This window comes from Syntrophotaleaceae bacterium (assembly GCA_041390365.1).
GTDB lineage: Bacteria > Desulfobacterota > Desulfuromonadia > Desulfuromonadales > Syntrophotaleaceae > JAWKQB01.
Map to the genome: position 1 here is coordinate 96,558 of JAWKQB010000004.1, position 14,157 is coordinate 110,714.

A 14,157-nucleotide genomic window follows, 5' to 3' on the forward strand; every position below is an offset into this window, starting at 1 on the left:
CAATGATGTTCTCGTGGAAAACGGTCCTGATGACAGCGGTTCTGTTCCTTCTTTGCCTCGGGCCGGCAGCGGCTTATCTCGAAACTGGGTCAAAAGCTCCCGATTTCAAGGCGAAAACTCTCACTGGCGAAAAAGTACGCCTCTCGGATTACAAGGGGAAGATCATCATCCTCAAGCTTGGTACCACCTGGTGTCCGGACTGTTCCGGCATGGCAGCCGATCTCCTGGCCCAGGGGAAATTTCTCAAAGAGAACGATGTGGTCGTGGTGGACGTTTTCATCCAGGAAACCGAGCAGACTGTCGCCAAGTATCTGAAAGGCAAGGATTTCGTTACCACCTATGTTCCCGTCCTGGATAACGGCCAGGCGCATCAGGCCTACCAGGTCTACCTGATTCCCCGGGTGGTTCTCATCGACCAGAATTTCAAAATCGTCCATGACGGTCTGCGGATGCAGATAGAGTCCCTGCGGGAAAAGATCAGTGCCCTCAATTCCACCCAGGGGATGGCAGAGGTTAAATAAAAAAAATTTCCCACGCCCTCATCCGGGTCATCACCTCATACAAACTTAACATTTGATCACTAGTATCCCGTCGTGTCGGTTTCAGGGATGTGGTTGCAGGGCAACACCGGGCTGTAGCAGTTGCGCCACAATCGAGGATTTTCGGCAGTGTCGGGGTTTTTTTTGAAGAGGTAGAAGTGTCGTATATTCCCCTCTATTACGGGCACTTGCAAACCTGGCGGCGCCTTTATCCCAGTTGGCACCATAATTGTAAACAGGTTGAATCGGTTGATTCATTAAGTTAATCAGGAAGCGGCAAAATTTGACAGAAGGGAGGGGATTCGTTCAGCAGAGTCTTTGCCGCTGTCTCTTGTCAAATCGCTTTCGGGTGCATTGCGGGCCAATGGGGTCCGGCACCCCGCCGCAGGCAATGCGGCATGCTCTTCTTTTCGGTCAGTGAGAAGAAGAGGCTTTATTTTTATTATTTTAAAGATGGAAGGAGAAAAGACCGTGAAACAGTTCAAACCCGTTTTGGCGATGTTTATCGCCCTGGCCGTGGCGACCCCCGCCCTGGCCTTCAATGTGGAATGGCATGGAGACCTCAACAACCGCTTCTCCTACAGCACCCAGGCCGATACTTCGGTCCGCGTTTCCAAAGATAGCGAAAAGTACATCGGCTTTGGCGGCGTCGATTACAGCCTTGCTGTATTGCCCTCTATCGATTTCAACAAGAACGAGAACGACAGCGATTTCTTCGGTGAAATCAAGTATCGCATGCACCTGGTCGCTTCCGACGAAGAGCAGAAGATCAAGGGTGTGGTCGGTTTCGAATTCGGCAGCGCCAAATTCGGTGAAAACGACGAAGCCCCCTTTGGCGGCGACAAAAACAACTTCGAGCTGCGCTGGGCCTACACGGATCTCGCCCTGCCCTTCGATCCCGCCTCCCGCCTGGCTGTTGGCCTGATGCCCGTCGGCTACAACGATTTTGTCTGGACGGATAATGCGGCCGGTGTGAAGTGGTACCGCAAGGAAGGCAATCTGGCCTACTCCCTCGGCTGGTTCCGTGATGACTGGGGCAACCCCGACGATGCAGGCGGCGACAAAAAAAGCCAGTATGACGATGCCTATGCTGGCGATGTGACCTATGTTTTCGAAAACGGCAGTGCCCTCAATGCTTTCGTGATCTATCTGGATCAGGGACAAGAAGACTTGGTGGGGCTGCTTGGCGGCGCTGGTCCTCAAAACATCCAGGATCAGGAAATGTGGCTCGGTCTGTCCGGAAAAGGAAAATGGGGCAATCTCTCCGGTATGGCTACCGCCATCTATCTCACCGGCGAAGCCAAAATCGCCGATGAAGACCTGGACCGTAAAGCTTACCTGCTTCATGCCCAGGGCGACTACAAGATGGACAAGTTCACCTTCACTCTTGGCGGCCTCTACGCCTCCGGCGATGACGACAACGCCGACGGCGACCTTGAAAACTTCGATCATATCGATATCTCCACCTCGATCCTCGGTTCTGTCGTCATTTTCGACAACTATGCCGACGACAACTCTCTCAGCCAGGCCTTTTACGTCACCGACAAGGGCTACAAGATTATCTATGCCGGCGTGAAATACGCCCTCAACGACAAGACCGATGTCTGGGGCAAGTACTTCTGGCACAATACCGCTGAAGACATGGAGTATGTTGCCGGTGAGTCCGAGGACGAGATCGGGCATGAATTCGTAGTTGGCGCCAGCTACAAGATCATGAAGGGTGTCAGCGCCGACATCAATGCCGGCTACCTGGTGGCAGGCGATGCACTGGATCAACTTTCGAGTGGCCTGGATGCCGACGACGTATTCCGCACCGACGCCCGCATCCAGTTCAAGTTCTAAGATTGCCTGACGTCAGGCATTATGGTAGATTGGGCCGGGCTTTTTGCCCGGCCCTTTTTTTTCAGGGGCTCAAAAACAGGAAGGTTCAGGATCTCCAGGATACTCTCGGTTGGCGCAGGCCCTGTTATCCTGTATATCCTGTAAATTCCTGTAGCAATGTTTTCAGACCGCTTCGCTAAACCAATAGGAGGTTGCCTTGTTTATCAAACGGATGTCGTTTCTGGCGCTGCTGTTGCTGCTGTCCGTCGTGCCGGCACTGGCCGGAACAATCGATGAGCTGGCCAAGGATCTCAAGTCTGTCAGCGGGTATGTGGTGCTCCCGGTCCAGGGTGAATTTCTCATCGACCTCGATGCGAGCCAGGGCGTTAAAACCGGTGACCTCTTTGCCGTAGTGCAGGCCGGGGAAAAAATAACCCACCCCGTAACCGGGAAGGTTCTCGGAACTCTCGATATCACCAAAGGCGTGCTCCAGGTGACCCAGGTCAAGGGTGGGTATTCCCATGCCCGGCCGGTCGGGGCCGCCAAGGATATCCAACGGGGCGACCAGATCCGCCGTTTCGAAAACCTCAGGGCCGCCTTCTGGGATTATACCGGCAAGGGCGAGTCCGTTTTCGCCCAAGTCAAGGAGGCCCTGCCGGCTCTCGATTGGCAGGATTATGCTTCAGCGCAGAAGACGAAACCGGGGGAACCCGCTCCGCCAAAGTCCGGGAGTGTCGATCTGGTTCTGGTTCTGGATGCCCATAAGCTGACGGTTCGGGACGGTTCCTTCGGCATTCTGCGCACCTATCCGGCACCCGAAAGTGCGCAACCGGTTGCCGCTGCTTCCGCCCCTGTGCAGGCGGCGGCCGTACCCTACAAACTCGAGTCCGCGCCGGCTGCCGCTGCGCCGGCCGGGGTCCGCTACGAGGCGGCCTTTCCAGGTTTCAAGGCCGTTGGTGCCATCGGTTTTCCGACCGTAACTTCCGATTTCATCAATGATGGCACGAAACTGCTGCTGGCCGCCAGTGACGGGGTCACCATCAAAATCATGGGAGTCGGTGCCAGCCTCAACCCTGTCGCCGAAACCAAAACTGCCGATTTGGCCCAGGTTTTGGCCCTGCACTGGTGGCAGCCGGCCGCCGGTCAGCTATATCTGGCCATGTCCGGATGGCAGGACAGCCAGTTAAGCTCCGCTCTCTACAAGCTCGATGGCAATCGTCTGACCCTTGTCGAAAAATTCCTCCCGCAGATGTTCGGCACCTACGACAGGGACGGCGACGGCCGCCGGGAATTACTCCTCGCCCAGAACTTCGATCGATCCATGGTTTGGGGCACCCTCATCAAGGAAGGAACTTTGAAGGGGAAAAGCCTGTCGCTGAAGGAGGTTTCCTTCGAATTGCCGCAGCGTTTCACAGTCGCCGGCAGCCTGATGGCCGACATCACCGGCAACGGCCAGCAGGAGACCATTTTCGTACGAGACGGGCTGCTCTACATCTATTCCGGAACCAAGCAGCTCTACAAGTCCCCCAAGATGATGGGCGGAACTCTGGCGAGGATCATTTACGAGGAGCAGCCCAACGCCCGGGAAACCAACATCAACTACGCTGCTTTTGAGATACCGCCGGTGGCTGCCGACCTTGATGGAGACGGTCAGCTTGAGCTGCTGGCCGTAGCATCCGATACCAGTCTGCTGTCGGCTCCCGGTCTGGACCCCGGGGTGAAGAAAAGCTGGCTCGCGGTCCTGAAATACCGGGATAATATGTTCGTCAAGGGAACCCTGGGCGAGGAGCTGGAAGTGCCTCTGCAGGGGCTGACCGTCAACGGCAAGGACGTCCTTTTCATCGCGACGGAAAAAGGAACCATCTTCGGCAAGGACGGCGAAAGCCAGTTGCTGGTCTTCCCTCTAGCCAACTGAAAAAACTCCTGTTCCAATTTTTTTGAAGAAAGCCCCGGGTAACTCCGGGGCTTTGTTTTTTAGTTTGCCCAGCGAAGCGGGCAAACCCGGCCTGTTGAAAGAAACAGGCGTCACCCCGACCAGGGGGAAGACAATCCGAATCGCAAGGGCGTTGCTGGCAACGGCAGGGTCTGAAGGAAGCGATAGGAAGTGATCTGCACATAGCGCAAGCGAACCTGATTCGGCGCTGCGGGTGGGCAAGCGTCTTAAATAGCGCGAAGCCCGATACCTGGTCAGACCCGTGGCGTGGTTGAGGATGGCGTAGCTCACAGGGAACTCGTAGTAACTGGGGAAGCCTCGTATCGTTCCGAAAATCGGCGGTCGATTTCCGGAAAAGGGCGGCACAAGAGGAGACTCAAGGCCAAGCGATGCGGTGCGAGGTGGCAGAAGATTCCGTAGTAGTGATGAAGTCCCGGCCTGTGAAAGCTGGTAACAGACTGGAGGGTAAAACCGGGATGATCCGCTGCTTGGTCGGCGGGGGCCGCCATGTGCCAAAAGCCATGAGCGGAATGCGAAGGGATGACGTCTACTCGAAGGTCTTCGGAAACTGCATTTTCACGTCACGCCGGACACAAGCCGCCCGACGGGGTGGGACACGCTAACGGCGGTAGCCCGTGACAGGGGTCTGCCGGTAATGGTCGTCCAGCGAAGTAACCGGGATACGCTGTCGTAGATTGCCCATGAGGGATAAAAGGCGACGGTCTTCCGGCCAAGAGCGCGAGGCACGGCGGAAGGGGCAGGGCAAGGAGACGCAGGAACAAGCATGGCGAAGAAATACTACAGTCTCTATGACCGCATGGTGCATGAGAAGGGACTGCTTCAGGCATATGCCAAGGTCAAATCCAACAAGGGCAAGCCCGGCATCGACGGGCAGTCCGTGGAGGATTTTGCCGCGCATCTGCCCGAAGAGATCGCCCTGCTTGTACGCGAACTGCGGCAGAAGAGCTACCGCCCCTTACCGGTCAAGCGGGTCGAAATCCCCAAAGCCGGTGGAGGGAAGCGGTTGCTCGGCATTCCCGCGGTTCGCGACCGGGTTGTCCAGCAAGCCTTGCTGAACATTCTGCAGCCGCTATTCGATCCGGAATTTCATCCATCGAGCTACGGCTATCGGCCCGGGCGAAGCCCACACCAGGCGATCGCCAAGGCCAGCCTGTTCATCCGGCGGTATGAGTTCAAGTGGGTGGCGGACATGGACCTATCGCGGTGCTTTGACACCCTGGACCATGATCTCATCCTTCGGAGCTTTCGCCGGAAGATCGCCGATGGCAGTATTCTGGGGTTGCTGCGGATGTTTCTGCAAAGTGGGGTGATGACCACGGAAGGGTGGCAGGCGAGCGAAGAAGGCAGTCCCCAAGGCGGGGTCATCAGCCCCTTCATCGCCAACGTCTACCTCGATGCCTTCGACCAGTTCATGAAGAGTCGGGGGTATCGAATCGTCCGCTATGCGGACGATATTCTGATCCTCACCCGCTCGAAAAGCGCGGCACACCATGCCCTCAAGGTGGCAAGAGAATACCTGGAAAGGGAGCTTCGCCTTACCGTCAATGAACAAAAAAGTCGCATCGTCTCCAGCTTCGAGGGCGTCAGCTATCTTGGCGTCACGATCCACACCAAGTACACCCGGATCAAGCGAGAGAAGGTGCGCGAGTTCAAGGACAAGGTGAAGAAAATCACCCAGCGCAACTCGCCAGTCAACCTGGCCAAGGTCATTGCCGACCTGAATCCGGTGATACGCGGGTTTGCCAACTACTTCCGAGTGGCCAACTGCCGCAAAGAGTTTGGAGCGCTGATGCAGTGGATCAGAAGGCGCCTGCGAGCCAAGCAGTTGAGACAGTGGAAAAAGCCCCAAAGGCTGCACCGCAGATTGAGACAGCTTGGCTATCAGGGGGAGTTCAAGGCAATAAAGATGAACTCTTGGTGCAATGCCGCCAGCAATCTGGCTAACTACGCCATTCCCAACAGCTATTTAAGGGAATTGGGTCTTTTTGAGATGGCTTCGGTACAAACCGGATACCTGCCTCAGGACTACTGAGAGAAAGAAAAGACAGGAGCCGTGTACGAGGCCCGTACGCACGGTTCTGTGAGAGGGATGAGGCGAACCTGATCAGTTCGCCTCACCCTACTCGATTAAAATAAACACCAAAAGCCTGTACCACAGTGCTCACAGGGCACAGAGGAAACCCGAGACTTACCATGTTGATGCATTTGCTAATTCGATTGGTCATGCCCGAAAGGGTCTATCGGGTATCCATGCTTTCAAGGACTAAAAGGCTGGATTCCCGATCAAAATCGCTTCGGGAATGACGTTGGTGAAAGCTTTGGATTGCATAAACAGAAAGGGCGGTCCCTTTGGGGAACCGCCCTTTCGAAAATTCTGGCAACTGGCTGATTTAAAAAATCAGAGGGACTTCAGTCGTTGCTGTGCCGTTTTGGCTTCCTCGGACATGGGAAACGAGCTGACCAGTTTCTGGAGGATCGCCTTGGCGCTCTGTTTGTCGCCCAGCGTCTGGAAGGTCAGGCCCTGTTTGAGCAGGGCGGAGGCGACCTTGGGATGGTCTCCGTACTTCTGGATGACGTCCTGAAACTGCAGAATGGCGTTTTCGTACTGCTTTTCGCCGTAGTAGGCTTCGCCTATCCAGTAGCTGGCGTTGACCGCCAAGGAATGCTTGGGATTGGCGGACAGGAACTGCTGCAGGGCCTTGCGGCCTTCCTCGTAGCGGCCTTGCTTTTGAATCAGGTCGACGCCCCGCCGGTAGATATCCTCCGGTGTTTCGACGTTCTGCCTGGCCGCCTGCTGCGGTGTCCGGACCGAAGCCGATCCCTTCAGCTGATCCTCGAGGGCGGTGATCTTGAGGCCGAGATCGTCGCGAACCAGCGCCATCTCTTCCCGCAGTTCGGCACCGGACCGGGACAGATCTTCGAGTCGGCCGTTCAGGGTCTGATTTTCAAGGCGAAGGGCGTCGAGACCGGCCTGAAGCTCTGCCTGGCGTTGGGTCAGGTTTTCCAGCCTGTCGCGGGTTTCACCGGTACGATTGTTCTCCTGGGCGGCAAGGCTGCGTTCGGCCGCTGCGAGGCGGCGTTTCATCTCTTCCAGGTCTCTCTCAACGCTCAGTTGGCGTTGGGTGGCGATGCATCCGGACAGAGTCCCCAGCAAAACAAGGCTTGACAGCACTGTCATCAGGAGTTTCACGGTTTCATTCCTTTCGAGCTGCGCGGAGGCTCCGGGGAGCCTCCGCCAGATCAGAGTTTACATCTCGGCCTTGAATTCAGCCCGCCGGTTCTTGGCGTAGGCTTCCTCGGTGGCAGAGGGATCGAGAGGCATTTCCTCGCCATAGCTGATGACCGCGAGGCGCTCCGGGGCAACCCCGAGGGATACCAGGTAATTCTTGGCGGCCTCGGCGCGGCGCTGTCCGAGAGCCAGGTTGTATTCGTCTGAACCCCGCTCGTCGCAGTAACCTTCAACCCGCACTTTGGTGCCGGGGTTGGCTTTGAGGTAGGAGGCATTGTTGACCAGAGTCTCCTGGGCGGCAGAAGTGAGATTGTACTGGTCGAAGTCGAAGTGAATGCGCTCCAGCCCGGTGACTGCGGTGCCCGCCATCGAACCCATATCTGCTTCACCAAGGCCGCTTTCGCCAAGAGCCGAATCACCAACTCCCATGGGCTGCTGATCCATCTGCTCGGTCGCCATTCCATCAGTCGTGGCGGTGGTGGTGTCCACATCGGTGGCGGCAGGCTTCTTTGCGCAGCCGGCGGACAGGAGACAAACCAGGACCAGAATCAAAAACGTTGGAAAAATAAGTTTCTTGCTGTTTGCTTTCATTTTCCCGCTCCCTTTTCTAATTGACATGTTAGTGAGTTGAAACTTTTTCCGTGCGTGAATTTCAAGCTTTTTGCTTTTACAGCCAGTTTGCCGATCAGGAAACGTCTTTTCGATTCCCTCTACTGTCTCCTTTCCCGAAAAAAAGGAAATACCACGATAAAATCAATACCCAGGTGTTTTTGGTTGGAGGCCTGGAGCCGATATGACCCAGTCAGCCGGCTAATTATACAGAAACCGGTAAAAAAAACAAACAGGTAAGCAGTCTCACCATTGTCCGGACCAGGCCGGATGACTGCAGGCTCCAGCCGATTGGGAGATCCGGCGGGCGCCTGTACCGTCGGCCCGCATGATGTAGATGGCCTTTTTGCCCTCCTGATCGGAGGAGTAGACGAGAAAACGACCATCCGGACTCCAGCGCGGGTGCTCCTTGTTGCCGGGGCCGAAAGTGAGCTGGCGCTCGTCGGTGCCGTCGGGCTTGATGGTGAAGATATCGAACCTCCCGCTTTCCAGCCGGGTGTAAGCGATGCGGTCGCCGCGAGGACTCCAGGCAGGCGTGGCACTGTACTTGCCGCTGGTCGGCAGTCGTTTCGCCGACCGGGACCAGACGTCGAGGATGAAAACCTGCGGGTTGCCGAGCCGGTCCGATACAAAGGCAATGCGATCGCCGGCGGGGCTCCAGCTCGGATCGACGTCGATCCCCCAGTGGTCGGTCAGGCGTTTGCGGTCCGTGCCGTCTGTGCCCAACAGATAAAGGTCAGGATTGCCATCCCGGGAGAGAGTCAGGGCCACTTCCCTGCCGTCGGGACGATATCTGGCGGCGATGTTGAGCCCGTTTCTGGCCGACAGGCGCACTTCACGGCCGGAATAGATATCCTTGCGATAAAGATCGGGGTTGCCGGCCTTGTAGGAGGTGAAAAGCAGTTCCTTGCCAACGGGCGAGAAATCGGGATTGAGAACGATGGACCGGTGGGAAGTCAATGGCACGACGTTGCGCCCGTCGACGTCCATCATGTAGAGTTCCTTGCGCCCGGTCCGGTTGTCGATATAGGCGATGCGGGTGTTGAAGGGACCCTGGAGACCGGACAGGCTTTCCAGGATCTGATCGGCGAAACGATGGGCCATCCGGTGGATGTCGGCAGGATCGCCTACGTAGCGACGGCCGTTGAGCAGTCTGCGGTTGACGACGTCGAACAACCGGATTTCCAGAACCAGGCGGCCGTTCTGCATGCCCGCTGTCCCTTTGACCAGCGCCTCGGTGCCGAGCAGACGCCATTGGCCGAAATCGATGTCGGTACTGTTCATGGTCGGGCGGCGGGCGTCGGAGAGGAAGGAAGCGGGATTGACCAGGGAGAACAGGCCGCTGAGGTCGAGCAGGCTGGCCAGGGTTTTGTTGAAATCGGCGGCCAGCCCTGGGGGCGGCTGCTGCCCCTGACCGGGCAGGAGTGTGGTCAGGGCCAGGGAAATGGTCTGCTGGCCAGGTGCCCTGATTTCGATCTGGGCAAGGGCTGATGCGGGTATCAGGAAGAGGATGGCGAACAACAGGAAAAGTCGACGCATGATGTCAGTCCATAAGGTCTTTAAGGTTGAATACGACTTCGACGTTGACCTGGCGTTTTGGGGAAAAGGGCAGCTGTTTTTCCTTCAAAATCGCTTTGGTGACCGAATCATCGAAGTTGCTGTCTCCGGATTTCTTCAGGAATTCATAGCTGATCAATTTGCCATCGGCGCCATAGATGATGCGGGTTGTGGCTTCGAGATCGCGACGGCTGGCCTGGTATTTGGAAAAACTCCAGTTCTGCTTCAGGAATGTCTGCAGCCAGAGCTCCTGGCTGACCCCGGCTTCATTCCCCGTGCCGTCGGGCATGCCGAGGGGGACTTCGCCGGTGCCTCCGGCATTTCGGCCGCCCGTTCCGCCGGAGCCTCCGGTATTCCGCGTATCCATGCTGGCCAAAGCAGCCAGTCTTTCCTTGATGGCTTCCCGCTCGGCTTTGGCCTGCAGGGCCTGGATGGCGCCGAGGGTTTCCTGGTAGCTCTTTTCAACGTCCGCTTTGGAGTTTCCCGCCGTTTTCTGAGCCGTCGGCTTCGGTTTTTCTGAAGCGGTTTTTCCCGTTTTCGCAGTAGCCGCCGTTGCCTTTTCAGCCTTCGGCTTGGGTGCCGCGACGGCCTTATCCGGATGGGCCTTACTGGCCGGTTTCTCAGGCTTCGATACGGCTGGTTTCTGCGGCGGGACGTTTTGAGGAGGCGCTGCCGCCTTTGGCGCGGCCGTGGCCGCGGGTTTCGGGGCCGCAGGTTTTCCGTCGGGCTTTTCCGCGCCGTCGGGACGGCCGGCACGGGGATTGGCCACCGGCATCTTGCTCAGGTCGACGAAATAGACCGGACGGTGTTCCAGCACCGGGCGGGGCTTCAGCACGCCGGAAAAAAAGAGCGCAGTCGCCAGATGCAGCACCAGGGAGAGCAGGGCGAACCGCGCGAAATTCGGTTCGCGACGGACATTCGCATCGGCCCTATGTTTTTGTTTGGTGCTCATATCGGCAGATCGTTCTTAAATCATTTCGAGGATTGGGTCGGGTCCGGAGGCTGGGATACCATGCCCAGTTTTTCGATGCCCGCACCCTTGATGGCGGCCATGACCTGCACCACCCTGCCGTAGGGAACATCCCGGTCGGCTTCCAGAAAAACCTGCTTTTCCTTGCGCGCTTTTAGAATCTGCTGCAGGACGGGGCCGAGCTTGGCGGCATCATCAACGGCCGTTTGGCCGATGGAGATAGCGCCGGTTTTGGTGACGGTGACCACTACGGGTTCATTTGCGGCTTCGAGTCCGGGGGAATCGGCCACTTCGGGAAGGTTGACCTCGACCCCCTGCTCCAGCATGGGAGCAGTGACCATGAATATGATCAGCAGCACCAGCATGACGTCCACGAAGGGAGTGACGTTGATCTGGGACAGACTGCTGCGTTTGCCGCTGTCTCTCTGGCCGACTTCCATCTAGCCCCTCCGCAGCATGCGCTCGACGATATTGAGATACTCCTGGCTGAAATTGTCCATTTCGCCGGTCAGAACATTGACCTTGTTGACGAAATGATTGTAGCCCATAACAGCCGGAATGGCGGCGACCAGGCCGATGGCGGTCGCGACCAGGGCTTCAGAAATGCCCGGAGCGACCACGGCCAGGGATGCGCTTCCGGTTTGGCCGATGCCGTGGAAGGAGTCCATGATCCCCCAAACCGTGCCGAAAAGACCGATAAAAGGCGCCGTGGAGCCGGTGGTGGCCAGGAACGTGAGATACTTTTCCAGGCGATGGGTTTCCTGCGTGGTGGCGCGTCGCAAGGCCCGGGCAACATTGTCCGCCTTGCCCATTTCGGCGGTGAACTGGGACGTATCCTCTTCGCCGTTGCGCGGGCGCTGGCTGTGGAGCAGTTCCTGGTACCCTTCCCGGAAGAGCACGGTCAGGGGGGAGTGGGCGAAGTTGCTCAGCCCCTTGTTGATGGCATCGAACCGTTTCTGCGTCCAGAAATAGTTGAGAAACCTTTCGGAATCGCGGCTGGCACGGCTGATGACGCGGTATTTGAAGAAGATGATGGCCCAGGAGGCGACGGAAAAATAAACGAGAACAAGCAGCACCAGCTTGACGACAGGCCCCGCTGCAAAAATGAGGTCCAAGGGTGATCCCTCCTTATTCCTGATTGATGACCGGCTTCGGAAAAGTGTGTTCTGAGGTGAACCGGGAGTGTCAAAGTTCTGGCCGATTATCTGTCATCACCGCCAGGCAAGTCAACAGTCATTCCGGAAAAAGAATCTTCATCCGGCACCGAATTCAGCAGCCGGCGGGCCAGTCTGGCGGTTCTGCTCGAGGGGGAGCGGTGAATGAGGAGAAGCAGATCGGCCGAACGGTCCAGGTCGAACCACTGCTCGACCAGGCGCCAGGACAGACCGAGGGCATCGGCCCGCTGACGTGTCGCCGGCCACACCCCGGATGTGCTCCAGGGAATATCCAGAAAAAGCTGCGGCCGGTGTTGCCGGGTTCCGATCAGGACGTAGCCGCCGTCCACAGCCGGAATGGCCACCAGATCGGTCCGTTCCAGGTAGACGAGGGCCTCGGTGATCAGAGCAGGAGGAAGATCGGGGCTGTCGCTGCCGATCAGTGCGGCGGTGCGGCAACCGGCGGCAAACAGGTAGGCGAAGGCCTGGCTCATTCTCTGTCCGAGGTCGCCGGCCCTTTGGGGAATGCACTTCAGCCGGGGGAAGCACGTCTTGAAAAAACCTTCATCCCCCTCATAGAACAAAACCGGCTCGGCCGGCACGTGGGCCACCACGGCCTCCACTGTTTCCATGAGCGATTCGCGATAGAGAAGGGCTGCCTGTTCCGGCGTCAACGGAGGGCAGAGGCGGGTCTTTACCAGGCCGGGCAAGGGTTCCTTGGCGAAGATGCCGAGAGCGTTGCCGGTCACGGCACCCTGTTCATTCGGCCGCGTCGTCATGTCCGGAGGAATGTTCAACCAGGGCGTAGGCGGAGTGATTGTGGATCGACTCGAAATTTTCGCACTCGACCCGAAACCAGAGAATCTCTTCCAGGGACTGCAGCTTTTCGGTCACCGCCCTGACGATATCCTCAACGAACATGGGATTGTCATAGGCCTGTTCGGTGACCGATTTCTCGTCCTCCCGCTTCAGCAGGGAATAGACGGGAGCACTGCCACAGGTTTCGATCAGGGCGATGAGGTCCTCGATCCAGATGAACTTTTTCGACCGGATTTCCACCCGCACGGCGCTCCTTTGGTTGTGCGCTCCCCGCTGGCTGATTTCCTTGGAGCAGGGGCAGAGCGACGTCATCGGCACTTCCACGCCGAGGACGAAATCCTTTTTCTCACCCAGGGTACCCTGCAGCCGGCAGCGGTATTCCATCAGGCTGCGCGCCCGGGAGACGGGGGCTTCCTTTTCGATGAAATAGGGAAATTCCATCTCCAGGTGGGCGCTGGTGGCTTCCAGGCGATCCTTCATCTCCTGGAGGATGCTGCCCATGTTGCGCATCGTGATTTCGCCGCGGTACTGGTTCAGGATCTCGATGAAGCGGCTCATGTGGGTGCCCTTGAAGTGGTGGGGCAGATCGACGTACATGTTGATCCGGGCCACAGTGTGCTGCTGATCCCTGCTTTTGTCCATCACCACGATCGGATAGCGGATATCCTTGACGCCAACCTTGTCTATGGGGATGTTGCGGGTATCCCGCTCCATCTGCATGTCGCGCATATCGTTCATCGTTTACTGTTCTTCTTTCGCATAGGCAACGGGATCCTCGGCGCCGGCTTCACGGAAGCCCTTCAATCGCAGTCGGCAGGAGTCGCAAAGGCCGCAGGCTTCGCCTGTGGGCCGGGGATCGTAGCAGGAATGAGTCAGGCCATAGTCCACTCCCAGCTCCAGACCGCGGCGGATGATCTGGGCTTTGGTGAGCCGGATCAGGGGCGTGTGGATGTGAAACCGGCCACCCTGAACGCCTGCCCGGGTGGCCAGATTGGCCAAGTTTTCAAAGGCCGAAATATATTCCGGCCGGCAATCGGGATACCCCGAATAATCGAGGGCGTTCACCCCGATGAAGATGTCGAAAGCCCCAAGGACTTCGGCCTTGGCCAGCGCGAAGGACAGAAAAATGGTGTTGCGGGCCGGGACGTAGGTGACGGGAATCTGGTCTGCGGCAGATCCGTCCTTGGGGACATCCAGGTCGGATGTCAGGGCGCTGCCGCCGATCTGGCGCAGGTCGATGCGAAGCACCTGATGGTCTACGGCGCCGAGCCGGGTGGCATATTCGGCGGCCCGGTCCAGCTCGATGTTATGGCGCTGGCCGTAGTCGAAACTGAGGGTGTGTGGGGCAAAGCCTTCGGCGCGGGCGATGGCCAGCACGGTGGCTGAGTCGAGTCCGCCGCTGTAGAGGACGACAGCTTTTTTATCCATGAAAGGCCTTTCTTTCAATACCGCGCAGTTTCGCTTCCGCTAAACTGCGTCAGAACCGCGGGGTTGCGCCCCCGCGC

14 protein-coding genes are annotated in these 14,157 nt (G+C 57.7%); 4 read left to right on the forward strand and 10 right to left on the reverse strand.

Annotated features, from left to right (window positions below; translation table 11 throughout):
• Nucleotides 1–2: 2 nt before the first annotated feature.
• The 3 genes from R2940_17995 (at nucleotide 3) to R2940_18005 (ending at nucleotide 4,275) form a co-directional block, all read left to right on the forward strand.
• Entirely contained in the window at nucleotides 3–521 is a 519-nt protein-coding gene (locus R2940_17995; protein ID MEZ4601686.1) for a TlpA disulfide reductase family protein, read from the forward strand.
• Between the two features lie 489 nt (nucleotides 522–1,010).
• On the forward strand, nucleotides 1,011–2,381 hold the full coding sequence (locus R2940_18000) for an alginate export family protein (protein ID MEZ4601687.1): 1,371 nt from the start codon (nucleotides 1,011–1,013) through the stop codon (nucleotides 2,379–2,381).
• Between the two features lie 196 nt (nucleotides 2,382–2,577).
• Nucleotides 2,578–4,275: a hypothetical protein gene (locus R2940_18005; GenBank protein MEZ4601688.1), complete on the forward strand. Its 1,698-nt coding sequence runs from the start codon at nucleotides 2,578–2,580 to the stop codon at nucleotides 4,273–4,275.
• On the opposite strand, the gene R2940_18010 is transcribed toward R2940_18005, so the two are convergent.
• On the reverse strand, nucleotides 4,264–4,584 hold the full coding sequence (locus tag R2940_18010) for a hypothetical protein (protein ID MEZ4601689.1): 321 nt from the start codon (nucleotides 4,582–4,584) through the stop codon (nucleotides 4,264–4,266). The genes R2940_18005 and R2940_18010 overlap by 12 nt on opposite strands.
• A 493-nt stretch (nucleotides 4,585–5,077) precedes the next feature.
• Here R2940_18010 and ltrA point away from each other — a divergent pair, with 493 nt between their 5' ends.
• Nucleotides 5,078–6,346, forward strand: a complete 1,269-nt coding sequence (ltrA, locus tag R2940_18015) for a group II intron reverse transcriptase/maturase (protein MEZ4601690.1) — start codon at nucleotides 5,078–5,080, stop codon at nucleotides 6,344–6,346.
• 366 nt (nucleotides 6,347–6,712) lie between these two features.
• On the opposite strand, the gene ybgF is transcribed toward ltrA, so the two are convergent.
• The 9 genes from ybgF to queC form a co-directional block, all read right to left on the reverse strand.
• Nucleotides 6,713–7,504, reverse strand: coding sequence for a tol-pal system protein YbgF (ybgF, locus tag R2940_18020; GenBank protein MEZ4601691.1), 792 nt, complete (start codon nucleotides 7,502–7,504; stop codon nucleotides 6,713–6,715).
• A gap of 57 nt (nucleotides 7,505–7,561) precedes the next feature.
• Nucleotides 7,562–8,134 carry a peptidoglycan-associated lipoprotein Pal gene (pal, locus tag R2940_18025; GenBank protein MEZ4601692.1) on the reverse strand — a complete coding sequence of 191 codons (573 nt, stop codon included), beginning with the start codon at nucleotides 8,132–8,134 and terminating at the stop codon, nucleotides 7,562–7,564.
• Between the two features lie 264 nt (nucleotides 8,135–8,398).
• Nucleotides 8,399–9,691 carry a Tol-Pal system beta propeller repeat protein TolB gene (tolB, locus tag R2940_18030; protein ID MEZ4601693.1) on the reverse strand — a complete coding sequence of 431 codons (1,293 nt, stop codon included), beginning with the start codon at nucleotides 9,689–9,691 and terminating at the stop codon, nucleotides 8,399–8,401.
• Nucleotides 9,692–9,695: 4 nt separating this feature from the next.
• Nucleotides 9,696–10,661 carry a TonB C-terminal domain-containing protein gene (locus R2940_18035; GenBank protein MEZ4601694.1) on the reverse strand — a complete coding sequence of 322 codons (966 nt, stop codon included), beginning with the start codon at nucleotides 10,659–10,661 and terminating at the stop codon, nucleotides 9,696–9,698.
• 20 nt (nucleotides 10,662–10,681) lie between these two features.
• Nucleotides 10,682–11,119 carry a protein TolR gene (tolR, locus tag R2940_18040; GenBank protein MEZ4601695.1) on the reverse strand — a complete coding sequence of 146 codons (438 nt, stop codon included), beginning with the start codon at nucleotides 11,117–11,119 and terminating at the stop codon, nucleotides 10,682–10,684.
• Nucleotides 11,120–11,794, reverse strand: a complete 675-nt coding sequence (gene tolQ / locus R2940_18045) for a protein TolQ (protein MEZ4601696.1) — start codon at nucleotides 11,792–11,794, stop codon at nucleotides 11,120–11,122.
• Between the two features lie 86 nt (nucleotides 11,795–11,880).
• Nucleotides 11,881–12,612: a TIGR04282 family arsenosugar biosynthesis glycosyltransferase gene (locus R2940_18050; protein MEZ4601697.1), complete on the reverse strand. Its 732-nt coding sequence runs from the start codon at nucleotides 12,610–12,612 to the stop codon at nucleotides 11,881–11,883.
• Entirely contained in the window at nucleotides 12,593–13,390 is a 798-nt protein-coding gene (gene folE2, locus R2940_18055; protein MEZ4601698.1) for a GTP cyclohydrolase FolE2, read from the reverse strand. Before folE2 ends, R2940_18050 begins: the two co-directional genes overlap by 20 nt.
• A gap of 3 nt (nucleotides 13,391–13,393) precedes the next feature.
• Nucleotides 13,394–14,080 (reverse strand): 7-cyano-7-deazaguanine synthase QueC, encoded by a 687-nt coding sequence (queC, locus tag R2940_18060; protein MEZ4601699.1) that lies wholly within the window; start codon nucleotides 14,078–14,080, stop codon nucleotides 13,394–13,396.
• Nucleotides 14,081–14,157: the final 77 nt, after the last annotated feature.

Bases quoted from the DNA above. Each gene is read 5' to 3' on its own strand.
- tolR (MEZ4601695.1), bottom strand. From the start codon at position 11,119: ATGGAAGTCGGCCAGAGAGACAGCGGCAAACGCAGCAGTCTGTCCCAG.
- queC (MEZ4601699.1), bottom strand. From the start codon at position 14,080: ATGGATAAAAAAGCTGTCGTCCTCTACAGCGGCGGACTCGACTCAGCC.
- tolB (MEZ4601693.1), bottom strand. From the start codon at position 9,691: ATGCGTCGACTTTTCCTGTTGTTCGCCATCCTCTTCCTGATACCCGCA.
- folE2 (MEZ4601698.1), bottom strand. From the start codon at position 13,390: ATGAACGATATGCGCGACATGCAGATGGAGCGGGATACCCGCAACATC.
- R2940_18035 (MEZ4601694.1), bottom strand. From the start codon at position 10,661: ATGAGCACCAAACAAAAACATAGGGCCGATGCGAATGTCCGTCGCGAA.
- R2940_18050 (MEZ4601697.1), bottom strand. From the start codon at position 12,612: ATGACGACGCGGCCGAATGAACAGGGTGCCGTGACCGGCAACGCTCTC.
- pal (MEZ4601692.1), bottom strand. From the start codon at position 8,134: ATGAAAGCAAACAGCAAGAAACTTATTTTTCCAACGTTTTTGATTCTG.
- ltrA (MEZ4601690.1), top strand. From the start codon at position 5,078: ATGGCGAAGAAATACTACAGTCTCTATGACCGCATGGTGCATGAGAAG.
- R2940_17995 (MEZ4601686.1), top strand. From the start codon at position 3: ATGATGTTCTCGTGGAAAACGGTCCTGATGACAGCGGTTCTGTTCCTT.